The organism is Aquimarina atlantica (assembly GCF_000626715.1).
GTDB lineage: Bacteria > Bacteroidota > Bacteroidia > Flavobacteriales > Flavobacteriaceae > Aquimarina > Aquimarina atlantica.
This window is the reverse complement of sequence record NZ_AQRA01000010.1, coordinates 168,220-192,258: the sequence shown is the minus strand read 5'-3', so window position 1 is coordinate 192,258 and position 24,039 is coordinate 168,220. Positions and strand designations below refer to the sequence as shown.

Here is a 24,039-nt window from a genome sequence, read left to right as displayed (position 1 = left end):
CGTGTGTAGAATATCAAAAAGAACAATTCGTAACATACGATTGATATTATCTAAAAAAGTAAAAAAAGATAGCACAAAAGTTAACTTTTGTGCTATCTTTTTTTATTTACCCAGAGGGATATAACCTATAAGAGTTTACAGACGTATCGATGTAGAAACTCTATCAAAGAATTCTATGCAGTGTTTGTTAGGATACTGTTTTTAGTATGTTTTTCTTTACAAAATCCTTGCAATACGTTTTAATTTCATTTCTTGTTTTTGTAAAAGCAGCATGAATTTCTTCTTCACTACCTTCTACTTTAGAAGGGTCAAAGAAGTTATAATGTAATCGCTCTGCTTTACCAGGAAAAAATGGACACCTTTCCTTAGCATTATCACACACAGTAATAATGAAGTCAAATTGTATATCCAGATATTCGTCTAGATTATTAGAAGTATGAGTAGAGATATCAATACCATCTTCTTTCATAATCGCTATTGCTCTGGGATTTACCCCGTGTGTTTCTACTCCCGCACTATAAATAGTTGCATTGTCTTTGGCAAAATGTTTTAAATATCCTTCTGCCATTTGACTTCTACAAGAATTACCGGTGCATAATACTAAAATATTCATAAGTGTTTTTGTTTTTAATTATTCTCTTTTTAGAAGAGAATTTGTGGTGTTTATTGTGGTTATATAATTATTTTACTTCTCCGTTCTAAGAGGATATTATCATACCAGATATCATTTAATTTTGCCACTTTTTCTCGATATCCTATTTCTCTAAATCCTAAAGATGTATGTAAATCAATACTTGCTTTGTTATTTCTAAATATTCCAGCTTGTAAGGTCCAGAATCCAGCTTTTTCACTTTCTTCAATTAATTTGGATAAAAGTAGTTTACCTATACCCAAACCCCTACATTTTGATGTTATATAAATGCTAACTTCTGCTACTCCTTTATATACTTCTCTTTTTGAGGTTGGGGACAAGGCAGCCCAGCCTGCAATAGTGTTTTTACTAATAGCTTTGATTCTACAGGATTTTACATGCGAAATATCCCATGCTTTCCAAGTAGGTACCTGGGTTTCAAAAGTGGCAGTTCCTGTATCAATTCCTTCTTTATAGATTGAAGAGATTTCGGGCCAATCCTCTTGGGTAAAATATGCAATTTTTATTGTGGTTTCCATCATCTAGCAACAACCGCTACCAGGAGCGCAAGAAGCAGCTTCTTCGGCATGAGTCTCTGTTGTAATTCCACATACTTCTTTTGCTTTGCAATCTGTGGGGTTTACGGTAAGTTTCAGTATTAATTGATCTTTTTTGATTTCAAAATCTGCAATGTGCAATTGCGCAGTATGAAACATAGTATTTCCATATTCTATTTTTACTACAGCATCCATTTCATAAGATTTCATCTTTCCTACCTTTCTTAATATTGCCAGAGCTTTATAGGTACTCATATAGTCTGATTTACCTAATTCACCCGGGCTTTCCCATAGTTGAATAATAGTTTCTTTCCAGAAATCGGTACCTGCACCACAATCTACGGCATCTACGGTGATATGTTTTACTTCGGTAATATGGTAATTAGTCCCTACCAGCATTCCCGGAGCATATTCGAATAATAATGATTTATCTTGATGTTCTGCTAACAGCGTTATAAAGTCTGATGTATTCATGATTTTTAATGATTAGTAGATTTAACAACAATTTTTTTTGGTGGTATTAAAAAATGAGTTTAGATTTTTTTGCAAAGCAGTCCATCGATCAATATCGATACAGTAACACATACTTTTGCCTTCGATTTCTCCTTGAAGCAATCCTATGCTTTTTAGTTCTTTAAGGTGTTGAGATATCGTAGCTTGCGCCAATCCTATTTCTTCGACCAAATCATTGCATATACATGTATTTTGTTTGCTGATATATTGAAGAATAGCAATACGTGCAGGGTGCCCTAATATTTTGAAAAACTGTGCCAATTCATTTTGTTGCTGATCGAATATTTGCGTCTTGGTAATTCCCATAATTAATATTATAATATCGCAATATTACGATAACAAAATGAAATAAAAAAGCCGAAAGCTAAGATTTCCGGCTTTTTACTATTAGAACCAAGGTTTTCTACCAACCTGATAGGTTTGGTAAAACTCTTCGTCAGATTTTGTTAAATACATAATACCTTCTACAAGACCAATAATTGATGGGACGTATATAGTTAATATTCCTATGCCCAAACACATTAGAGGAAATGAAATTAAAGTTATTCCTAATAGAATAAAACCTTCTTTTTGATATCCTAAAATGAATTTATGAACGCCAAGCCATCCTAAAAAAATAGCTAAAATACCGGCAAGAACTTTTTTGTTATCTGAAGAATTAACAAGTTCTTTAGCTTCTTCTGCAAAATCACTGGCTGCTTCTTTAGCATCATTAGCAAATTCTTTTGCGGCTTCTGCCGCTTCTTCTGCTCCTTTTTTTATATCGTCCCCTAGGTTGTTGTTTTCTTCACTCATGTTGTTAAAATCATTTATTAGTTTGGAGAAAATTACAAAAAAATATCAATTAAAAATTAGAAGATTAACAAGAATGTTTATAGGTACTAATTATTAGTATATAGGATAACTATAGTAGGGTATATTTTGATAAGTCATATTTATTGTTATATTTGATATAACAACTTTGAATAAAAAAAGAAACACTAACCTTTTAAATTTGAAAACTATGATATGGGGAATCTCATTAATCGTTTTAAGTATTCTTGCAGTACCATCGTTACTATTATCTAAAAAACCAAATGCAAAAGAGCTTTTAGAGAAAATTGAACCTTACCAGGGTTGGATTGGATTTATATTTTGTATTTGGGGTATTTGGGGTATTATTTCTGCAATTTTAAACCTGGGATGGCTTACAACATATCCTATTTGGTGGATAACCTTGTTAGCAGGAAATATTGTTTCTGCGGCATTAGGATTTATGCTTGGATTTGGTCTCATCAGTAAGTATTTTTTATCCAAAAGTGAAGAGGCAAAAGAAAAAGCAAATCGCCTTAGAGAAAAATTAGCTCCTAAACAAGGTAAGCTAGGTATTTTAGGAATAATAGTTGGCTGCTGGATGATAGTAGCATCTCTTTTATTCTTTATGTAATATTAAATGAAATTATATATAAAAAAAGGTTGGCTACATAGCCAACCTTTTTTGTTAAGGTTTTATAAGAATGCTTTATCGACAGGTTCCCAAAGCTCGATTTTATTACCCTCTGGATCTACAATCCATCCAAATTTACCATATTCATATTCTTCTACTTTATCAATAACAGTTACTCCTTCGCTTTTAAGAACTTCGAGAAGTTCGGTTAGGTTTTCTACTCTGAAATTCATCATAAATTCTTTCTTGCTTGGAGCAAAATAAGTGGTGTCGTCTTTAAAAGGACTCCATTGTGTAGAACAATCGTTACCTTCTTTGTCTTTCCACCAGAATGTACAACCATAGTCATCTGTATTAAAACCCAGATGATCTCTGTACCAATCTTTTGTTTTTTGGGGATCAGCCGTTTTAAAAAATACGCCTCCTATTCCTGTTACTCGTTTCATAGTTATATTGTTATTTGTTTTTTACTTTAGATTCATACATTGCAATCCATTCTTGCGGAGTCATTTTGGTAGATAATTCTGCGATTAATTCCATCGGAATCTGATCGATTTTTTTGAAACGGATACAACTTTTACCCATATCTAATTTTGTCTTTACATACTTAGGATATTCACCAACAAACCAGTTCATTAATTCGGGGTTTGCATAAATACCACTATGGTAGACTGCTATAAAATTTTTCTGTGAAGCAATATTCATAAAGGGTAAAGGTAATTTAGGATCACAGTGGTACCCATCAGGATATAAACTGTGTGGCACAACATACCCTATCATACCATAACTAATCTCTTCAGAAAACCCTTTAGGAAGATTGTCTTTTATTACTTTTCTAAGCATACTCATGGCTTCCTTTCTTTCTTCAGGAATAGCTTCTATATACTCATCAGGTGTTTTGGCTTTGTATTGCATACTATTTTTATTGTATTATTTTTTTAATTGCCAGGTATTGGTTTACGTTGTAGTATTAGTGCTGAGATTAGCGAAATTATAAACCCAATCATAAATACCGTTGCAAACATTAAAAAAAAGCTCATAAACCTGTTAGAGAATAGCTCTTTTTGGCCCTCTAACTCTGCCAATTTAGTTTCAAGTTCGGCCTGTGAGAGAGAATTTTTCATTTGTTCAACGTAATGCGAATAGTATTCGGTGACAAAATCTGGGTTGATATATTCGATATAAATTACATCTAATATCCCAAAGGCCAAAGCAGCAATAAGAGTGATAAGTATACCTATTAATAATGCTTTTCCGAAAGAAACAATACCATTATTTTCTTTATCCCGATAATGTTTGATACCAAGGAACACAAAAAGTAATGATACTATTATTCCGGCATATCCAATTACTTCCTGAATAGAGTAATCCAGATTTTTCCCTAAAAACCATCCTGCAAGTGCTAACAAACATATGGAAACGGCACTTCGTAACCCATAACGTATAATTGTATTTTTCATCTATTTATATGTATTTATTGTTAGACCCAAATGTAAATTTAGACTAATAAACAGCATTCATACTAAAGTATGAAATTTAGAATATATGAGGTTGAAATACGTTAAAGCGGTATAATTTGTAACTCTTTTGCAATTTGTATAGCTTGAGTACGTCGTTTCGCATCTAGTTTTACGAGCATATTAGAAACATGAGTTTTTATAGTGCTTTCTGAAACAAAGAGTTTTTCGGCGATTTCTTTATTAGATAATCCCATAGCAATCTGGCATAAAACTTCATACTCTCGTTTACTTAATCCCAGTTCTTCAATTTTTTGATAATTTATTTTCTGTGTAGGCTTTTTTGTTTTGTGCAGAACTCTTTTGTTGATTACAATACCAATTACAAAAAAAATAACAGCGATTATGGCAATTACGGTTTCTATCGATGTGTCTCCTGCAATGACACTGTATTTACTTAACTGAAAAAGAGCTAGTATTGCCAGGACTAAAGCTGCAAAAGTAAAAATTGTTTTCTTCACTCTATAAATGTAGTAAAACTGAAATTTAATTTGAAAGCAAATCAATTTCTTGCTGAAGGTTTTCTTTGGCTTTCTCTTCAAATTTTTTGTAGAAATATTCAGATTTAAAGATAGCCGGCATATGTATAAAATGATTTAAAACTTTGATCCTTCCTTTGTTGTACATGAAATTGGGATAGTATTTGTACTCTTTCCTTACGTTTTTGTAATACGTCTCATAGTTTTTCCAGCTACTTCCTAATATAGAGAGATCAGCATCGGTAAAATAATTAATATCACTGCTTTCAGAATTGTTGTGCCCTTTGGTGGCTAATATCATATCAGAACAAAGTATGATACGGTTTTTATCTATAGATAATGAATTTAGTACTGCTATTGCCTTCTTTGCACTTTGTTCTTCATTATCCTGTTTTAATACGTTGTACGTATAATCATGATAAAACAAAGCAAATAAAACCATATCCCAATCTTTGATTTTGTTTTTGACTTCGACCAAATTATGATAAAGATAGTCTAGATGTGAAAGATTATGGTAGTATCTGGTTTTTTTATGATGTTGTTTGGAAATATCACTCCACAAGGATTCAATATAGTCTGAATCTTGAGTGTAGTTTGATAATAATGTAGTAAATATTTGTTTTAACAAAACTCTGCTTTAATTTTATCAACGATGGTCTGTGCTAATTTTTCTTTAGATTCTACAGTCCAGCCTGCGACATGTGGACTTAAGATCACATTATTCATTTTAAGGAGTTCCTTAAATTCTGTTGACATTTCTTTTTCTGAAGCAAATAAGTTTTCAAAAGATGATTTTTCGTATTCTAAAACATCTAACCCTGCTCCTAAGATTTTTCCTTCTTCTATACCTTTGACCAGATCTTTGGTAACAACACTTTTTCCTCTGGCAGTGTTGATCAGCCAAAACGGTTTTTTAAAGTTATGAATAAATTTAGAGTTAATCATGCCGATTGTTTTAGGGGTTTCTGGGGTATGAAGGCTTAATACATCGGTCTTTTCAAAAAGCTCATCAAGTTCTACTTGTGTTGCATCGCTGTTTTCTACATCATCTTTAATATCATAACAAATGACTTCTACCGCAAAACCACGTAGTTTTTTGGCAAAGGCTCTGCCCATATTACCATATCCAATAATACTAACTGTTTTTCCATCTAATTCGATACCCCGATGTTCTTCGCGAAGCCATTGCCCATTTCGTACACTTTGGTCAGCAATATTCATTTTGTTGAATAATGATAAAATCATACCCAATGCATGTTCACCAACAGCATTGCGATTTCCTTCTGGTGCGTTAAATAGTTTAACGCCTAATTTCTCGGCATGTAGGATGTCGATATTTTCCAGGCCAGCACCTACTCGCCCTATAAATTTTAAGTTTTTGGCTTTGTCAAGAAAACTTTTATCAATTTTAAATCTACTGCGAATGATAATCCCACTATAATTATGGATTTTGGATTCTATTTCTTCTTTTGTAGAAGTATAATCTTCATGATTTTCGAAACCTGCAGCGACAAGCTGATTTAAAAGTAGGGGATGATTTGTGTCAAGGTGAAGTACTTTCATATATTTTGTATAGGTCTCCAAAATTAGTTAATAAAAGATTAGATAGAGTATCTTTGGTAATAATCAAACCGTATTTTAAGAGTATTTAACTTGAAAACAGAAAAATTAATAGCACTATTTCTTTTATTTATAAATATCACAATACTTTTCTCACAAGAAGTTGATACTACCTTGGTGCGTCTTAAATCTGCATTAAATACTTCTATAGAAGATACAACTAAGATAAAGGCAATGCTTAAGCTTGGTGAATACCAGCTAAATCGAGATTTTAGTTCGGCTGAAGGTTATTTTGATCAAGGATTAACATTACTCGAAAATAAAACAGAAGACCATTATCAAAAGTTTAGAACAGCATTGTATGTACAGTTGGGTGTTGTGCATAGAAGAAAGGCAGAGTACCCAAAAGCGATTGAGTATTATGTAGAAGCATTAAAGTATTATGAGAAAAATAACAATGTTTCAAAAATAGCCGATGTATATCATACAGAAAGTTTAACAGGGACAACCAATATAATTACTCAAGCTGCAACTGCAAAAGTAAATGTTGAAATAAATACAGGTACTACACCTTATACAGCAAAGATTAATAATGAAATAGTAGGGGAGTATACAGCCAAGAATTTTACTGTAGAAGTACAACATGGAGATGAGTTAGAAATATCTTCAAATGCAGATTGCCAGGGGAAACTAGCTACCAAAGTTAGTTTGTTTGATCAGGTAAGTATTGCACCCAACCCAACGAATGGAGATGTTACCCTTACCCTTCCCGACACTCAATTGCAAACGATAAACGTGTCGATATATAATGCTTTAGGGGTTTGGGTTTCTTCTGGAGAGTATATTATTACTTCGGGACAAGTGATAGTACCTATGAAGCAATTACCACAAGGTATTTACTTTGTGTCAATTGATCGTGGAGCTACATTTAAAATTGTGAAGCAATAAAGGGAAAATCTTCATTAATATCATTTTTAACTACACTAATCCTAAATTTATTCGAAAGGCTCAATGTAATCACATAGAACATAGAAATAAGCAATGAAAAACATAATGGTATATCGCCATAATTCGATACTGCTTAAAGAATATTTGGTTGTAAAAAACAGCTTCAGATTTTTTTAGTAAGGATTCAAATGTGACTTTTTTAAAAGACGGTGTCTTAATTTATAAAGACACTTAAACACAAATTGAAATGAGCCTTAGAATAAAAAAATCTATATGTATAGTTGCTTTATTGTCCCTTAGTATATCCATTTTTGCACAAAAAAAGCCAAAAATTAAGGGAAACAGGGTTGTAAAAGAACTTACCAAAGATATTCCTGAAACATTTAATACTGTCGAAATTGATGACGAATTAAAAATAGTTCTAAATCAAAATGATCAAAATGGATATTATCTAAAAACAGATGAAAACCTAATTGATATCGTTCAGTTTAAAGTAACAGATAGTGTATTAAAAATATATACAACCAATAGAATAGTGAGAAGCAAAAAACTAGAAATTAGTTTAAATGCAAAAGAGATAGAGCATATTATACTTAGAAATGATGCTAAGATAAAGAGTGATAAAAAATTGATTTCTGAAAAATTATTTATCACCGGTTATGATTCGAGTGATTTGGATTTAGATGTGAAAGCAGATGATGTTAGAATTACTTTATATGATAAAGTGAAAGGGAAAGTTAAAATCAAATCAGAAAATGTAGCAATCACTATGAATGGCAAAACAGATCTTAAAGCATATGTTATTACAGATAAAATAAAAGTTGCCATGAATAAAGCTGCCGAATTGAATATTGACGGAGATACAGATTATGCTTCTTTTGATGTTAAAGATTCATCAAAACTCAAGGCAAAAAAAATGAAAACTTCTTCTACAGACTTAAATACTTATCATTCTGCAGATGTATATGTATACGCTAAAAGAAATTTAGAGCTTTATGCGCAAGGAAAAAGTATAGTTTATGTATATGGTAATCCCGAATTAGATGTTAAAACCCTTACTGATCGGACCAAAATCATAAAAAAGTAATTAACACTGCATTACATTATTTTTTATTAACAACTATAACTTGACTTGACGGAGGAGGGTGTTTGATTTATCAAACATCTTCCTTTTGTTTATAAGTCGATAAGGGATTAACCAAAATACTATATTTAAACTGTAAATTTATATTCTATTTCTGCTGTATTATTGTTATTTTTCTTTTCAAGAAGCAATACGTACCTCTTTATTATTAGAGAAACAAAGAAGTGATTTCATCTGGGATCCTTGCCGGCCTTAGCGTTTCTTTGTGTAAAAAACACCAGCTAGTCTTAGCAGAAACTAATACTTTTTGAGTGGTTGTATTTATGATTTTGGTATGACGTTCACTCCTAACACCCTTATAATTATGGATCCAGGTTTGTAGCGTGACTTCATCATTTTCGAAAGCAGGGTTATGATATTCTATATAATGATTAAGAACTACCCAAACATAAGTATTCCTAATATCCTTACTAGTTCTGGATTCCCAATGCTTTTTGGCAACATCTTGTACCCATTGTAGATACACTACATTATTTACATGATCCATATCATCTATTGCAGACTTTGGAACCGTAAAATGGAATTCAAAAATTTCGGATTTCATGAATAGGAGAGTTGAATAGATTAAAAATACAATTATTTTAAAATTTATGAGAAAATTTGCGAACTAAAACCCTAAAATAAGTTTTGCAATATAAAAGAATAAGAAAATCCCAAAAATATCATTACTGGTGGTAATAAAAGGACCTGTGGCAATTGCAGGATCAATACCTCTTTTGTCCAGAATAATAGGAACAAAAGTACCGATAAGCGCTGCTACGATAATAACACTCATAAGTGCTGCTGCTATTGTTAAGCTAAATGAGATTTCATACTTCATAATAAAACCAAAAAGAATAATAAGCAGCGCCAGTGCAGAACCATTAATTAAACTAAGACTTACTTCTTTCAGTAATCGATTTAGCAAGCTTCCTTTTACTACATTATTTGCTAATCCCTGTACTATAATTGCAGAAGATTGTACACCTACGTTTCCTGCCATAGCAGCAATTAGTGGCGTATAGAAAAATAGATCTCTAATTCTTGGATTGGTCATTACATCTTCAAAATCCTGCATAATGAATACACTTCCTAATCCTCCAAAAAGGCCTAAAATCAACCAGGGTAATCGTGCTCTGGTAAGCTCCCATACATTATCATCTGCTTCTACATCTTGCGAGATACCAGCTGCCAACTGATAATCTTTTTCTGCTTCGTCTTTTATAAAATCCACAATATCATCAATGGTTACACGCCCCATCAATATACCTTCATTATCAACTACAGGAATAGCTTCAAGATCATATTTTTGCATAATACGAGCAACTTCTTCCCCTTCTGTGTTTACATCTACATAATCTACATTAGGAATATATACTTCACTAATATGGGTTTTTGCAGAGGCAGTAAGTAAATCTTTTAGTGATAGCCTTCCTTTTAGCTTACCTTCTTTATCCACAACATAAATAGAATGTACCCGGGTAACATTTTCTGCTTGTCGTCGCATTTCGCGAACACAACCAGCTACGGTCCAGGTTTCTTTCACTTTTACCAGCTCTTTGGCCATTAGACCACCAGCAGTATCTTCATCATAAGTGAGAAGCTCTTTGATATCTTCTGCACGTTTTTCGTCTTCTATCTCTGCAATTACTTTTTCTGCCCGATCATCAGGGAGCTCTGCAACAACATCTGCGGCATCATCGGTATCCATTTCTTCTAACTCTTCTGCAATTTCTTTTGCAGAAAGGTTTTCAAGAATACGTTCACGAAAATCCTCTTCGAGTTCCATAAGAGCTTCAGAGGTTTTTTCGCTATCTAATAATTTAATAAGATAAGTGGCTTCAGATAAGCCAAGTTCACTAATAATTTCTGCAACATCAGCAAAATGTATTTCACTAAGCATTTCGCGCAAGCGAGCATCACCTTCTTCTTGGATAAGGTGTCTTACCTGTTCGATTAACTCATTAGAAACTTGAAATTGCATATACTCAATATTTAGTGATCCCCGTATAAACGCTCACAAAGATAACCAAAGAATTTAATTGGACTTTAAGAGCGTGTTAAATCACTTAACCTGTTGTTTTTCAATTAATAGTGTTAATTCTATAAATTGATCAACAGATAATTGTTCTGGTCGTTTAGTCAGAATTTCTAATGCTTTAATCTCATCATTCAATTCAAAAGTTTTAAGACTGTTTCTTAAAGTTTTGCGACGTTGCCCAAAAGTAGTCTTTACAACTCTGAAAAATAATTTTTCATCACAAGGTAAAGAATATTCATTTTTTCTAATCAATCGCAATACCCCACTATCTACCTTAGGAGGAGGGTTAAAAACGTTAGGTGGAACGGTAAATAAATATTCTGCATCATAAAATGCTTGAGTAAGTACCGAAAGAATACCGTATGTTTTACTACCAGCTTTTTCGCAAATACGTTGGGCAACTTCTTTTTGAAACATCCCTGTAAATTCAGGAATTCGATCTTTGTTTTCTAATGTTTTAAAAACGATTTGTGTAGAAATATTGTATGGAAAATTACCTGTTATTGCGAATTGTTCTTTGGCAAATAACAGATTTAGATCATATTTTAGAAAATCAGCCTCTATTACCCGAAAAGTAGTGTTTCCTCTTAATGCTTCTGTGTGCTCGAGATGAAAATTAGTGTTAAGATATTCGATAGACTCCCTGTCTAGATCCATAGCGATAACATCAATATCCTTTTGAAGAATATATTTGGTGAGAACTCCCATTCCGGGGCCAATTTCAATAACATTTTTATAGCCTTGCAAGGTAAGAGTATCGCCAATCTTTTTGGCAATATTCTCATCCCTTAAAAAATGTTGCCCGAGGTGTTTTTTTGCTTTTACCGCAGTTTTTTCGAAAGAAGATATAGGGTTTGAATTGTATTTTCTATTTTTTTTTGGTTTACCCATTTTGTTCACTTACAATTTCTAACTCTGTTCTAAACGCTACAAATTTACCAGTAAAATGATTAGATTTTGATCTAAGACGATCAGCATCCTCGTCATAGTATTTTTGTAAAGTTTCTTTATTTCTTGTAGTATACTGTACAGAGTAGGTGATACCTCCCATTTCTTCTTCTACTTGTACTTTGGTCATTAGTGCTTTACTAAATTTCCCTGTAGAAAGCATATCAGGAATATGCTCTTCTTTCATCCAGTTCAACCATTCATCATGAATAGTTTCTTCTATATTTATGGTAACGTTATATATGTACATGTTTATTATTAGTATTTTCGGAAGTCGTATTTAGTATAATGACCAGGGCACAAAGTTACAAAGAAGTAAAGAGCTATAAGTGATTTAATTTATAGCATCTCCTCTTAGGGTTCTGTATTTTTTTCGTGCTTCTACAAAATAAATACTATCAGCGTGATTAAAAATTATCTTTTCGTATAATTCTTTAGCTTTTTCAGGCTCTCCCAACTCATTTGCATAGAGTTCGGCTAGCCAATAATAAGCATCATCAACAAGAATATCATCGTTATAAAATTCGATAATTTTTAGATAATTGATTTTGGCTTTTTCGAATTGATTTTCTTTTTCAAATAGTTTTGCCTGACGTAAAAAAGCTTCATCTTCAATTTTTTCACCTTTATGTTGAGTTAAGATAATTTCATACATCGCAATTGCATCCTGATTTTTATTCTGAAAAGCTAATAGATCGGCTTTTGCAAAAATCTTTAAAGCAGTTTGCGTAGAATCTTCAAGAGAATTATCACTGATTATTAGACTTAACTCCATAGCATCATTAGCAATTAATTGAGAGGTAGAAGATTTTAATACATCGAGCTGCGTTTGCGCCCAGGCAAAATCCCCTTTGTAATAGCTGGTTTTTGCGACTTTAAACCTGGCATCTTGAGCTAGAAAGTTATTTTTTAAAGCATTTTGCACCTGGGTATAATAAATTAATGCCTGATTAAATTTTTGGTCCAATACCAGGATGTCTGCAATTTTCATTTTTATTCTGGAAGATTGAAACCTGGATAGAGGTTCTCTATCCAGTATATCTTTTAAAAACCGAATAGCTTCCTGTTTTTTATCCTGATTAAATGCTAGAAAATGTGAATAATCAATTTGTAACCCTATAGTTTCTCTGCCTTTCCCATACTCTTCAAACACAGTATTATACTGTTCTATAATGGTTTTATGCTCTTTTTTGGAAGCATTGTCTACTTTCGCTTTCAGGATAATTTTATGTGCAGTAAGCTTCATATCTTTTGAAGCAGGTGTTTCTAGAATATAATTTAGAATTTCTACAGCAGATTTAATATCTTTTTCCGAAATAGCAATTCTAGCCAGGTCTATAATACCTTCTGGACTTTCCTGCTTACGTTTGTATATTGCTTTTTCCTGTATAAATGCTTTTTTAAATTCCTTTTGTTGTACAAAAAGCCAGCTTAGCATTTCATTGTATAAAATATCAGGATTCTGCTGGAGTTTTTTAATCAATAATTTTCTAAATATAACATTTGCCTCACTTGTTGGGTTATCTGTTATGTAGTCACTAAAGTTTCGTTGTACAATATTTATATAATTGGGTTGTAATCGTAACAATGCCAAATAACTATCAAACATTTTTTCGAGTTTTCCCTGTTCTCCATAAATTTTGGCTAATTGTACATTAAAGTTTGCTCTGGGATTATTCTTCATCCCTTTCTCATAAATTAAAGCCGCTTCATCTAATAGACTATATTTTTCAAAAGTTTGAGCAAGAGAATAAGCATGATTCGCATTATTGTTATCATAAGTTTCTATAGCCTTATTATAGTAAGTACGAGCCTGTTCTGTCTTACCTTGCAGATCATAATGATGTCCCAGTTCGACAAGAATTTGAGCATTATTTGGAGTTTTCTCAATTCTCTTTTTTAGAATACCCTCAGCTTTATCAAAATGCTCTAATTGTTGGTGAGATTCTACTAACCCTAATAAATAATTAATTCGGTTAGGGTTTTTAGTATATAATTTTTGATAGATAGAAAGTGCTTTTTCGTATTGTCCCTGCTGAATATAATTTTTTGCTAACTGCTCCGACTGCGCTATCGTCGAGAAAGTAAAGAACAAGGTGATATAGAAAAAGATAAAGCGCATTTTGCAAGTTTTTTTGTAAAGATAACAAAATGCGCTTTAGCAATATGTTATGGATCCCTTAATCTATATATTCAAATCCACAGTAAGGAATCAGTACTTCAGGTATTTTGATACCATTTGGAGTTTGGTAATTTTCTAATATACCTGCTAATACTCTGGGTAATGCCAATGAACTCCCGTTAAGTGTATGTGCCAATTGATTTTTTCCATTCGCATCTTTATATCTTAACTTTAAGCGATTCGCTTGATAAGATTCAAAATTAGATACAGAACTAATCTCTAACCAGCGATCCTGTGCTGTCGAGAAAACTTCAAAATCATAGGTTAGTGCAGAAGTAAATCCAATATCTCCTCCGCAAAGACGCAATATGCGATACGGTAATTGTAAATCGTTAAGAATCTCTTTTATATGATCTACCATTCCATCAAGTGCCTTATATGAATTTTCGGGAGTCTCGATACGTACAATTTCTACTTTATCAAATTGATGCAATCGATTTAATCCACGTACATGTGCACCATAAGAACCTGCCTCACGCCTAAAACATGGAGTATATCCCGTACAACAAATAGGAAGATCACTTTCCTGTAATAGCTCATCTCTAAACATATTAGTTACAGGAACCTCTGCAGTAGGAATAAGGTATAAATCATCACCGGTTACATGATACATTTGTCCTTCTTTATCTGGTAATTGCCCCGTACCATATCCCGATGCTTCATTAACAAGATGAGGTACCTGAAACTCTTTATATCCGGCATCAGTATTTTTATCCAAAAAATAACTAATCAAAGCACGTTGTAATCGAGCACCTTTTCCTTTATATACAGGAAAACCAGCTCCGGTTATTTTTACACCCAATTCAAAATCAATAATGTCATATTTTTTGGCAAGCTCCCAATGAGGTAATGCACCTTCTTCTAAAACAGGAATATCACCTTCGCGAAAAACCTCTTCGTTATCCTCATCACTTTGACCATTAGGAACAGAATCATGAGGAACATTTGGGATCGTATATAACAATTGCGTTAATTTCTCCTGGATATCGGTAAGTGCTGTTGATAACTGCTTAGAGCTTTCTTTAAGTTGTGCAGTTTTCTCCTTTAGCAGGTTTGCTTTTTGCTGTTCACCGTTTTTAAACAGTAATCCTATTTCTTTAGAGAATTTATTAGAGTCTGCTAGTGTATTATCTAATTTGGTCTGTGTGGCACGTCGACTTTCATCCAAGCCAATAATTTCTTCTAAAACAGCAGCTGCGTCAAAATTCCTTTTTGTCAAAGCTTTTATATACGCTTCTTTGTTTGCTATGATGTTTTGTACTACTAACATGATATCTTTTTTGGGCGATTTCCGGGCTATTCGTTATATCCCTGAAACAAATTCAGGGGATGCCACTACTATCCCTATCGCAATGAAGGAGCAAATTTAAAGAAAAGTGAGGGTTTAGGTTATAGTTCTATAAATGAATTTTAAGAAATTTATTTAAGCCTATTTATGGATATAAAAATTTATGCAACCGGTACTTCTATATTGATAACCGTACCTCTTTGAATTACAGAGTCTATGAACATATTTCCAGATAAGTTACTTAACCGGGTCTTTATATTTTTAAATCCGATTCCATCAACTGCTTTTCCACTTTCGAAACCTATTCCATCATCCTCAAAAAGCAGTTGTATCGAATCATCATGGTGATTAAGATAGATGTCTATATTTTTGGCTTTAGCATGCTTAAGACAATTAGTTAATAGCTCTTGTATGATTTTAAATAATTCTTCTGTAAGTGTTGGACTAATTTGATTGATTTGATTTTTTGGATAGGGATGAAATGATATTTGTTGCCCGCTACCGTTGATCACATTGTTTATGTATTCTTTTATTAAGGAAGTAATCGGATTTTTTTGAAATTTTTTGGGGATAAGGTTATGAGAAAAATCTCTTACCTGATTGTAAGTTTCATCAACTTGTTTAATAATACTAGCTTCTTGATCATCGGTTTTATCCGAGTTAGAAAGTTGCAATTTTATACTTGCCAGATTACCACCAACACTATCATGTAGTTCTCGTGCCAGACGTTGTCTTTCTTTATCTTGACCTTCCATTGTAGCTTTGATCAGATTTAATTCCTGATCTTTCATCAACCCGTATACTTTTTGAGTATTTACCTCTTCCTGGGATTTGTTGAGGGCTATTTGGGTCTTTAATTTCTGAAAATACATAAACAGCAGGCCAACTATTGGTAAGAGCACAGCGAGAAAACCGATTAAAAATGCTTTTTTAATAGTTCGTTGCCTTTCAAGCTCACTTTCTTTTAATAGACGTTCTTCTTTAAGCGATAAGATCTCTTTTTCCTTTTGCAGTGTTTGATATTTAACCTCTAGTTCTTTTACAATTTTTTTGTTTTGTTTTGTTGTAATTCGATTAGAAATATCTACATATTGAGTCATTAATGCATATGCATTTTTATAATTTCCACGAGTAGCATAAAGACCTTTTAGCATCTCGATTACTCTTTTTTGTAGTTCTAACCTATTCCATTGTACAGCATTTACATATGCAGAGTTTAATATCATCTCTGCCGAATCATAATCTTCTAATTTATAATATACCCGGCCTATTTGATATACTGCTTCTATATATAAGTCATAGAAATGGTTTTCTTGAGCCTGTTCTTTTGCAGGCATAAAGTACTCCATTGCTTTGATAGTTCGATCACTAAAAAGCTCGAGTCGCCCAAGTTTTAATCGAACTTCTATTGATGTTTTATTTGGAGTATCGGGAAGATCTTCTAGTACAGAAAAATAATATGACTTTGCCTTTTCAGTATTGTTTTTATAAAAATAAATATCTCCCAAAAACTTTCCGGCTAGTATTATAGTTTCTTTAGTATTGGATTCAGCAATGCAAGATTCAAAAATGGGGAGTGCCAGTTCATATTTTTTTTGCTCCAGATATACAATACCCAATCCAAGTTGATGTTTGTAATGCATGGTTTGCATTTCGGGAACAGAAGAATTAGTAATACCTTCGATAAAGTGTTTCATCGCAGCATCATAGAGCCCGTTTTTAAGTTTTCCGTGTCCTATAATATGGTTTGCTATAGAAAGATATAATGGTTTATTGGGGATATTTTCTTTTAGTGCTGTTGTTTTTAAAAGATCACCATAATATGTTATAGAATCAGTATTGCCCGCCTGCAGATGTATTTGAGCTATTTTTTCGATAAGTTGTAGGCGAGTGGTAACATCGGGACTGTTTTTAAGCTTACGATATAACTGTGCATCTACGGTATTAGGTATAATACCAAAAAAAGTATAAGTATCTTCCTTGTTTTGTTGACTATGCGCAGAAAAGAAAAACAATAGAAAGATGCTACAAATTCCCTTTATTAGATATGAATGCATTGTAATGATTTTTGTAAATCCGAAATTTAGCTACACAAATTATAGTGTATAATCTCGAGTCAAAACCGTATTTCCTTGATTTTAAACTATGCAAAACTACATAAGGTTTTGCAATGAAGTGCTATTGGGGTCAAAAAATAACTTAATTTTAGCTTGTTATGTTTAAAAAAAGAGCATTTTAATTCTTTTTTATGGCATAAATTACGAGACTATTTTATTCTTTTTCTTCATATTTGAGAATCCATGGATTTGTAGTAAAATAATTCCATGAAGCACTGGCTAGATCAACTTTTGGATCAATAAGTGTTTGATATTTTTTACCATTAATAGATACCTTACTACGCACATAGATAGCAATATCTTTTTCTTTTGCAGCATATTCGGCCTTAATTCTTTGTGCAAATTGCCACATAGCATCTGGTTTTGCTGATACTAATCGTAATTGTTTTTTAGAGAGGTAATCGTTTTTATTTATTAATTTCTGTAAAGCCTTAGGATCATTTTTGTCTACAGCATAGAAATTGGTAGTGCCATATCGACCTCTTAACATCATACGCCAACTCATTCTATGACCTTCTTCTGTCCATAATACATCTCCCGGGATAACCCAGTGACGAAGAGGAAGCAGGATTTGTATAACGAACCAGATTGTTAATATAGGAAGCAAAAATTTACGGTATGAAGGGATAATTATTTCTTTAGAATTATAGAACTCCTTTTTTCTCATAAACAAATGATGTACCCTTTCTTTAGAAAAGAAAAAGACGGTAAATGCTAATGATAGATATGGGAATATTCCTATTTGAAAAACAATAGAATTAAAAAGATGAAAGAATACACTAAAACAAAAAGCAGCAAGTCGAGTTCTTTTCCATAATAGTAAAGGAACAATTAATAAGTCGAATAAAATACCATAATAGGCAATAAAAACATGTGTCCAATGTTCCTGAAGAATATCTCCTACAATAGGGTAATTTGCTTTACCAGCCATCAGGTTTTTGGCAACAGTAAAGTCTAACCAATCTGGATATAGTTTAGCAACGGATGCATAGGTGTATACAATCCAGAGTTGAGCAATAATTACCAATATACACCACCTTGGCATGGCAATTTTTTTAAGTAACGGGTTCTGTTTTACATCTATCGAGAAATAATTTCCTGCAGGTAAAGTGCACATTATTATGCAAAGTAGTAACAAGAGATAGTAGTGATTGTTATAGGATGCTTTTTGCATAAAATAGACTCCTGCCCATAATATGGTATATCCAATCATGCTCCATCGATATTTAAAACCAATCATTACTAAAAGGCCAAAAATCCCCATTATAGCAAAATAAAAATACATGCCATTACCGGGTAAGGGTTGTAAAAAATCTAAACCAATAAAATTAAAGGTAAACTTAGGTTCTACTAAGGTACGAGTAACCCAGCCTGTAAAAATAGCGCCAATAGCCTCTGAAGCAATTAGGAACCCAAAAAAAACTCGAAATATAATAAGAGAACTATTATCTACTTGAGTGAATAGCCAACGATTGATCATACTAAAGAATTTATAAAATCACGAGAGAAGTCTTCATCTTGCTGCATAGCATCTTGTAATTGCTCTAGAGAATCAAATTTTTTCTCATCTCTAATACGTTTTATCATTTCGATTTGAATCTTTTTGTCGTATAAATTAAAAGAAGTGTCAAAGAAATGAGTCTCTATCGTTTGTTTGGTGCCGTTTACAGTAGGGTTAGTGCCTATATTCATCATCCCAAAATAGATTTTACTGTCAATAAATGATTTCACAATATAAACTCCGTTTTTTGGGATTAATTTGTAATCTTCTTCGATATGTAAATTTGCGGTTGGATAGTTAAGTTTACGCCCTAGCCTTTTTCCTTTTACTACTTTACCGGTTAGCATAAAACAATACCCCAGATATGCATTTGCTTTGGTAATATTTCCATCGAATAATGCTTTTCTGATTTTGGTAGAACTTACAGCAACATCATCAAGATCTTGCTTAGAAATTTCTTCTACAGTAAAATCATTTTGTACACCATAAGAAGCAAGATCTGTAATATTAGAATTACGATTGCGCCCAAACCGATGATCATATCCTATAATAACATGTTTTGCTTTAAGACAATCGATAAGCATTTGTTGTACATACTCTCCTGCACTTAGACGAGAGAATTCTTTGGTAAATGGATGAATAACCAGGTTGTCTAGCCCTGTTTTTTCTAATATCTGTATACGTTCATCAATAGTATTGATAAGCTTGATATCAGAATCCTGTTGTAATACCATTCTGGGATGAGGAAAAAAAGTAAGAATAACCGATTCCAGATTATTTTTTCTGGCACTTTCTACGAGGCGTTCTATTATTTTTTTGTGGCCAATATGCACACCATCAAAAGTACCTATAGTAACTACAGAATGGGTCTGGCTATCATATGTTTTTGCATTTGAATAACGTTTCATCTGTTTATTTTTGATTTGATTTCAACTGTCAGATAGAATTCGTTAATGAATAATATAGCCTGTCTGTTGCCAGGTAGATAAGCGTTGATATGATTGTTATGGCTCATTTCGAGAAGTAAGATTTTAAGCAGTTGTAAAAATAAAAAATAGTTCTGAGACATTTCTTTATTTTCCGTTAAAGGTATTCATTGTATTTGATGTTCCTGCAGTAGCAAAAGATTTGATCAAAGCGATTCCTTTTTCTAATCGTTCTGGTATAGCAGATTCTTCTTCAGGACTCCATTCTCCCAGTACATAATCAACTTGCCTGCCTTTACCAAATTCATTGCCAACTCCAAATCTAAATCTGCAATATTTAGAAGTTTGTAATTGAGCTTCGATATCTTTAAGCCCATTATGACCACCGGCACTACCTTTGGATTTGAGTCGGATTGTACCAAAAGAGAGATTGATATCATCGGTTATGACCAAAAGGTTTTCTAAAGGTATTTTTTCTTTCTCCAGCCAATACCGAACTGCTTTTCCGCTAAGGTTCATATAGGTATTAGGTTTGAGAAGGATAATGGTTCTCCCTTTGTGTTTGTATGTAGCAAGGTCACCTAGTTTTTTGGTTTCGAAAACGAGATTTTCTTCTTTGGCCAAAGCATCCAGGATTTTAAAACCGATATTATGACGAGTGTTATGGTATTTTGGACCAATATTACCGAGACCGGCAACAAGAAATTTTTTCATGAGATCTTCTTGAGTTTCATAGGGTTGTTTAGAAAATAATTTTTTAATTATCGAAAACATGTTGTTTTTATTTGCGTAAGGGATAGGAGCGGCATCCTTTTTTTGTAATCCAGAGACTAGTCGAAGGATTGCAAAAAAAGATACAGCATATAGCCCGGCCTCCACGCCAAAGTGGGGGTACGCCCAAAAATTTCTATAAAAATAAAAAAAGCATTCTGAATACAATTCGGAATGCTTTTATATTATATGAGACTATAAAATTATGCCTCTGCTGCAGGAGCTTCTGCACCTTCAGCTGCACCTTCAGTTTCATCTTCATCTTCATCATCGTCTGCAACTGCTGTACGAGATGTCTTAACCATACAGATAACGGTATTATCTGGATGTAGGATAGTATAGTCATCACTTGCTACATCGGTAACATACAATTTGTTTCCGATTTTTAGATTTGTGATATCTCCTTCGATTACGTCTGGTAATTTAGCAGCAAAACCTTTTACTTTAATACGTCTTAAGTTAAAACGTAGTACACCACCATTACGGACCCCTCTAGAGTTTCCGACAGTTTTAAAAGGAAGTTCTACTGTGATTGGTTTGTCGTCAAAAATTTCGATAAAATCGATGTGTAAAATTTTATCGGTTACAGGATGAAATTGGATATCCTGTAGGATAGCATTTATTTTTGTACCATTATCCAACGCTATTACCACGGTATGAACGTCTGGAGTATACACTAAGTTTTTGAAAGCAATTTCTGGTGCTGCAAAGTGTACAATAGTGTCTCCACCATAAATAACACAAGGTACCTGTCCAGCATTACGTAAGGCTTTTGTTGCTTTCTTGCCTACGCTTTCTCTTTGAGATGCATTGATTGTTAATGATTTCATTTTAAAAATTTATTAATTATTATTTACATTATAAAGTTAGAACTGATCGACTGGTTGTTATGAACTCGGTTCATCACATCTGCAAATAGATTTGCACAGCTTACAACTCTGATTTTATTACTTTCTTGTTTTAGAGGAATAGAATCGGTTACAATTAACTCTTCTAATTTTGAATTTTCTAGTCGCTCATAAGCATTACCAGAAAGGATAGGGTGAGTACAGATTGCTCTAACACTTTTTGCACCTCTCTCTATCATTAGATCTGCTGCTTTAGTTAATGTTCCGGCAGTATCTACCATGTCATCTACTAATACTACATTTTTTCCGGTAACATCCCCAATGAGTTCCATATGCGAAATTACATTGGCTTTTGCTCTTTGTTTATAGCATATTACTACATCACTCATTAATGCTTTAGAATAAGCATAAGCTCTTTTTGACCCTCCCATATCTGGCGAAGCAATCGTAAGATTATCCAGATTTAAAGACTGTAAGTAAGGTAAGAAAATAGTAGATGCAAAAAGGTGATCTACCGGCTTTTCAAAGAATCCCTGGATTTGATCTGCATGTAAATCCATTGTAATGATTCTTGTAGCTCCTGCTGTTTCCAGCATTTTTGCAATTAACTTTGCAGCAATAGGAACTCTTGGTTTGTCTTTTCTATCTTGGCGAGCCCATCCATAATATGGCATTACTGCTGTAATATGTCTTGCAGAGGCTCTTTTGGCAGCATCAAGCATTAATAACATTTCCATAAGATGATCAGAATTGGGATGAGTTGACCCGATAATAAAAACTCTGGATCCTCTTACAGATTCTTCAAAAGAAGGTTGAAACTCACCATCACTATAGGTAGATGTAATAACATTACCTAGTTTAGCACCATAAGCAGTTGCTATTTTTTCTGCAAGTTCGGTACTTTGACTACACGTAAAAAATTTTGCTTCTGTAACTGCGGATTGCATAGGGTAAAATGTTGTATTGTAATGAGTTAAAACTTTTTTTCTGAAAACAAGGTGCAAATTTAAAAATTTATTTTCACTCTGACCTTTATTTTGTTACTTATTTAATGGCTGAAAAAAAATATTTTGCTAATTTTGCCATCCAATATGCTCGAGTGGCGGAACTGGTAGACGCGCTGGATTCAAAATCCAGTTCTTTCGGGAGTGTGGGTTCGATTCCCACCTCGAGTACAAAAGCCCTAATAGATGAAAATTTATTAGGGTTTTCTTTTTATTAGGGTAATTTTTGAAATAAAATAGTTAGTGCACTGCTAAACATTACAGAAGAATCACTTTAACAGGGATATACCAACCTACTAATTTTTTATTAAAATTAGTAGGTTGGTATGAAAGATATCTATATATGCAATCTATTAATATCCAGGATCTGTATCATTTTTAAAATCAAAATCACGAGGCATATAGTAATTATCAATTGAAATAGGTAGCTGATCTAACTCTCCAGATTTTACACGTTCATTTACTTTATTAATCAAAATATCTGTACTTCTTTTTATACCATTACTATCGGTTATTGTACCTGCCCAACTACTTGAATGTTTAAACCCTAAAGTATGACCTATTTCATGATTAATAACTGCATACGACCATTTTGTGACATGGTTTTTCAATTGACCTGGCCCTACACCTAGGGTTGAACCACCACCAAGGCCAGAAACATGTGCTACTACTCCTAATCTATAGAAGGGTTTGTTGATTAGTTTATTATATGTTGCTTCTCTTTCCTCTCTGGTCTGTAATACCTTATCATTCTTAAATAAAGGTTCATTTAGAATGGATTCTTTATATTCTTCACGTAATACTGTATATCCATAATTGATAATAAAACTACTCCATCTGCGCCAATCATGTGGTGTAGGATCAAGTTTCCAATTCCTGTCTGGATTGTTATCGTCATTATAATCGTGATAAGCGATTTCCCAATTCAATTTTGCCAATGACATTAGCTTTTTTGCGATCTGAGATTCTCCGCTAAAATTAAAAGTTATATGATTTGGGTTTACTCCAGAAGTAACCAGAGATGTTAAATCAACTTTATTTCCGTCTATATCCAAAGTGTGTTTTTTACCATCTATAAATAAATAAGGCATTACACGTTGAGCATGAGCTCTTAACTTTTTAATCTTAAAAAGTTGTATATCTTTTTCAAAGCCATTAATAGTTGCTATAATGGTAATATCCTCAAGGTCAATGGGGGCAAAATTAGTAACCTCTATGTTAAACTCATCTATAGGGCGTACCCTAATCACTTTACCAATATGATAACGGCCTAAAGAGGAGGTTGTTTCTTCAACAGACATACCATCTTGTAATATCAGTTTAGAATTTGAATCAGAATCTAAAGCTATAATTGATACAGCAGCGGTATCATCAATTATCAAATCATTGTCAATAAACGATGAAGTGGAATCGTCGTTAGAACATGACAAGAAAAATAATAGCAGAGGGAAAGCTAAGTATTTCATAAATATTTATTTAAAGTTTATGTTTTGGGACTAAAAAATGTTATCTATTAATTATTTACTATATTTTACAATAGATTCCAGAACATGAATATCTATCTAGTAGTTGTATCCATTTTAGAGAACACTAAATCAGCATTAAAAGAAGCCAAATTGTTAGAAACATGTTTTCTAACATTCATATAATATGCTACCT

The 24,039-nt window shown here is 32.9% G+C and carries 27 protein-coding genes and 1 tRNA gene; 4 read left to right on the top strand and 24 right to left on the bottom strand.

What is annotated here, in order from left to right; genetic code table 11:
* Positions 1–187: 187 nt before the first annotated feature.
* The 5 genes from ATO12_RS21175 to ATO12_RS21155 form a co-directional block, all read right to left on the bottom strand.
* The gene (locus tag ATO12_RS21175) at positions 188–613 is read right to left on the bottom strand and encodes an arsenate reductase ArsC (RefSeq protein WP_034246319.1); all 426 of its coding nucleotides are present in this window, start codon (positions 611–613) and stop codon (positions 188–190) included.
* Between the two features lie 59 nt (positions 614–672).
* Positions 673–1,170 (bottom strand): GNAT family N-acetyltransferase, encoded by a 498-nt coding sequence (locus ATO12_RS21170; RefSeq protein WP_034246394.1) that lies wholly within the window; start codon positions 1,168–1,170, stop codon positions 673–675.
* A gap of 3 nt (positions 1,171–1,173) precedes the next feature.
* Complete coding sequence (locus ATO12_RS21165) at positions 1,174–1,662, bottom strand: DUF6428 family protein (RefSeq protein ID WP_034246316.1); 489 nt, start codon at positions 1,660–1,662, stop codon at positions 1,174–1,176.
* 21 nt (positions 1,663–1,683) lie between these two features.
* Positions 1,684–2,007, bottom strand: a complete 324-nt coding sequence (locus ATO12_RS21160) for an ArsR/SmtB family transcription factor (RefSeq protein ID WP_034246315.1) — start codon at positions 2,005–2,007, stop codon at positions 1,684–1,686.
* A gap of 81 nt (positions 2,008–2,088) precedes the next feature.
* The gene (locus tag ATO12_RS21155) at positions 2,089–2,496 is read right to left on the bottom strand and encodes a TM2 domain-containing protein (RefSeq protein WP_034246313.1); all 408 of its coding nucleotides are present in this window, start codon (positions 2,494–2,496) and stop codon (positions 2,089–2,091) included.
* 208 nt (positions 2,497–2,704) lie between these two features.
* On the opposite strand from ATO12_RS21155, the gene ATO12_RS21150 reads away from it, so the two are divergent.
* Positions 2,705–3,127 (top strand): hypothetical protein, encoded by a 423-nt coding sequence (locus ATO12_RS21150; RefSeq protein WP_034246311.1) that lies wholly within the window; start codon positions 2,705–2,707, stop codon positions 3,125–3,127.
* A 62-nt stretch (positions 3,128–3,189) separates the two neighbouring features.
* Here ATO12_RS21150 and ATO12_RS21145 read toward each other — a convergent pair whose 3' ends face one another.
* The 6 genes from ATO12_RS21145 to ATO12_RS21120 form a co-directional block, all read right to left on the bottom strand.
* The gene (locus ATO12_RS21145; RefSeq protein ID WP_034246309.1) at positions 3,190–3,573 is read right to left on the bottom strand and encodes a VOC family protein; all 384 of its coding nucleotides are present in this window, start codon (positions 3,571–3,573) and stop codon (positions 3,190–3,192) included.
* 10 nt (positions 3,574–3,583) lie between these two features.
* A complete protein-coding gene (locus ATO12_RS21140) occupies positions 3,584–4,042 on the bottom strand; it encodes a DUF1801 domain-containing protein (RefSeq protein ID WP_034246305.1) in 459 nt (152 codons plus the stop codon).
* Between the two features lie 23 nt (positions 4,043–4,065).
* Positions 4,066–4,587: a DUF4199 domain-containing protein gene (locus tag ATO12_RS21135; RefSeq protein ID WP_034246302.1), complete on the bottom strand. Its 522-nt coding sequence runs from the start codon at positions 4,585–4,587 to the stop codon at positions 4,066–4,068.
* Between the two features lie 101 nt (positions 4,588–4,688).
* A complete protein-coding gene (locus tag ATO12_RS26650; RefSeq protein WP_034246392.1) occupies positions 4,689–5,105 on the bottom strand; it encodes a response regulator transcription factor in 417 nt (138 codons plus the stop codon).
* 25 nt (positions 5,106–5,130) lie between these two features.
* Entirely contained in the window at positions 5,131–5,751 is a 621-nt protein-coding gene (locus ATO12_RS21125; RefSeq protein ID WP_034246301.1) for an HD domain-containing protein, read from the bottom strand.
* A complete protein-coding gene (locus ATO12_RS21120; RefSeq protein ID WP_034246299.1) occupies positions 5,745–6,686 on the bottom strand; it encodes a 2-hydroxyacid dehydrogenase in 942 nt (313 codons plus the stop codon). Before ATO12_RS21120 ends, ATO12_RS21125 begins: the two co-directional genes overlap by 7 nt.
* Positions 6,687–6,776: 90 nt before the next feature.
* On the opposite strand from ATO12_RS21120, the gene ATO12_RS21115 reads away from it, so the two are divergent.
* Positions 6,777–7,631, top strand: coding sequence for a T9SS type A sorting domain-containing protein (locus ATO12_RS21115; protein ID WP_034246296.1), 855 nt, complete (start codon positions 6,777–6,779; stop codon positions 7,629–7,631).
* Positions 7,632–7,878: 247 nt separating this feature from the next.
* Positions 7,879–8,718, top strand: a complete 840-nt coding sequence (locus ATO12_RS21110) for a GIN domain-containing protein (protein ID WP_034246294.1) — start codon at positions 7,879–7,881, stop codon at positions 8,716–8,718.
* A gap of 205 nt (positions 8,719–8,923) precedes the next feature.
* Here the strand turns inward: ATO12_RS21110 and ATO12_RS21105 are convergent, their stop codons facing one another.
* From ATO12_RS21105 to ATO12_RS21050, 12 genes are all read right to left on the bottom strand, one after another.
* Positions 8,924–9,319, bottom strand: coding sequence for an acyl-CoA thioesterase (locus tag ATO12_RS21105; protein ID WP_034246290.1), 396 nt, complete (start codon positions 9,317–9,319; stop codon positions 8,924–8,926).
* Between the two features lie 63 nt (positions 9,320–9,382).
* Complete coding sequence (gene mgtE, locus ATO12_RS21100; RefSeq protein WP_034246282.1) at positions 9,383–10,738, bottom strand: magnesium transporter; 1,356 nt, start codon at positions 10,736–10,738, stop codon at positions 9,383–9,385.
* An 81-nt stretch (positions 10,739–10,819) separates the two neighbouring features.
* Positions 10,820–11,686, bottom strand: coding sequence for a 16S rRNA (adenine(1518)-N(6)/adenine(1519)-N(6))-dimethyltransferase RsmA (rsmA, locus tag ATO12_RS21095; RefSeq protein ID WP_034246281.1), 867 nt, complete (start codon positions 11,684–11,686; stop codon positions 10,820–10,822).
* Complete coding sequence (locus ATO12_RS21090; protein ID WP_034246278.1) at positions 11,679–11,993, bottom strand: DUF4286 family protein; 315 nt, start codon at positions 11,991–11,993, stop codon at positions 11,679–11,681. The genes rsmA and ATO12_RS21090 overlap by 8 nt, the downstream gene beginning before the upstream one ends.
* 84 nt (positions 11,994–12,077) lie before the next feature.
* Positions 12,078–13,865 (bottom strand): tetratricopeptide repeat protein, encoded by a 1,788-nt coding sequence (locus ATO12_RS21085; RefSeq protein ID WP_034246275.1) that lies wholly within the window; start codon positions 13,863–13,865, stop codon positions 12,078–12,080.
* Between the two features lie 58 nt (positions 13,866–13,923).
* Entirely contained in the window at positions 13,924–15,195 is a 1,272-nt protein-coding gene (serS, locus tag ATO12_RS21080; RefSeq protein WP_034246273.1) for a serine--tRNA ligase, read from the bottom strand.
* 179 nt (positions 15,196–15,374) lie between these two features.
* A complete protein-coding gene (locus ATO12_RS21075; protein WP_081802126.1) occupies positions 15,375–17,270 on the bottom strand; it encodes a tetratricopeptide repeat-containing sensor histidine kinase in 1,896 nt (631 codons plus the stop codon).
* 214 nt (positions 17,271–17,484) lie between these two features.
* Complete coding sequence (locus ATO12_RS21070) at positions 17,485–18,810, bottom strand: HTTM domain-containing protein (RefSeq protein WP_034246270.1); 1,326 nt, start codon at positions 18,808–18,810, stop codon at positions 17,485–17,487.
* Positions 18,807–19,739 (bottom strand): bifunctional riboflavin kinase/FAD synthetase, encoded by a 933-nt coding sequence (locus tag ATO12_RS21065; protein WP_034246267.1) that lies wholly within the window; start codon positions 19,737–19,739, stop codon positions 18,807–18,809. Before ATO12_RS21065 ends, ATO12_RS21070 begins: the two co-directional genes overlap by 4 nt.
* 165 nt (positions 19,740–19,904) lie before the next feature.
* The gene (gene pth, locus ATO12_RS21060) at positions 19,905–20,531 is read right to left on the bottom strand and encodes an aminoacyl-tRNA hydrolase (RefSeq protein WP_034246387.1); all 627 of its coding nucleotides are present in this window, start codon (positions 20,529–20,531) and stop codon (positions 19,905–19,907) included.
* Between the two features lie 200 nt (positions 20,532–20,731).
* Entirely contained in the window at positions 20,732–21,358 is a 627-nt protein-coding gene (locus tag ATO12_RS21055; protein ID WP_034246266.1) for a 50S ribosomal protein L25/general stress protein Ctc, read from the bottom strand.
* A 23-nt stretch (positions 21,359–21,381) separates the two neighbouring features.
* A complete protein-coding gene (locus ATO12_RS21050) occupies positions 21,382–22,323 on the bottom strand; it encodes a ribose-phosphate pyrophosphokinase (RefSeq protein ID WP_034246263.1) in 942 nt (313 codons plus the stop codon).
* A 146-nt stretch (positions 22,324–22,469) separates the two neighbouring features.
* Between ATO12_RS21050 and ATO12_RS21045 the strand changes: the two genes are divergently transcribed.
* Positions 22,470–22,551, top strand: a tRNA-Leu gene (locus ATO12_RS21045).
* A 182-nt stretch (positions 22,552–22,733) separates the two neighbouring features.
* Here ATO12_RS21045 and ATO12_RS21040 read toward each other — a convergent pair.
* Complete coding sequence (locus ATO12_RS21040) at positions 22,734–23,846, bottom strand: hypothetical protein (protein ID WP_034246260.1); 1,113 nt, start codon at positions 23,844–23,846, stop codon at positions 22,734–22,736.
* Positions 23,847–24,039: the final 193 nt, after the last annotated feature.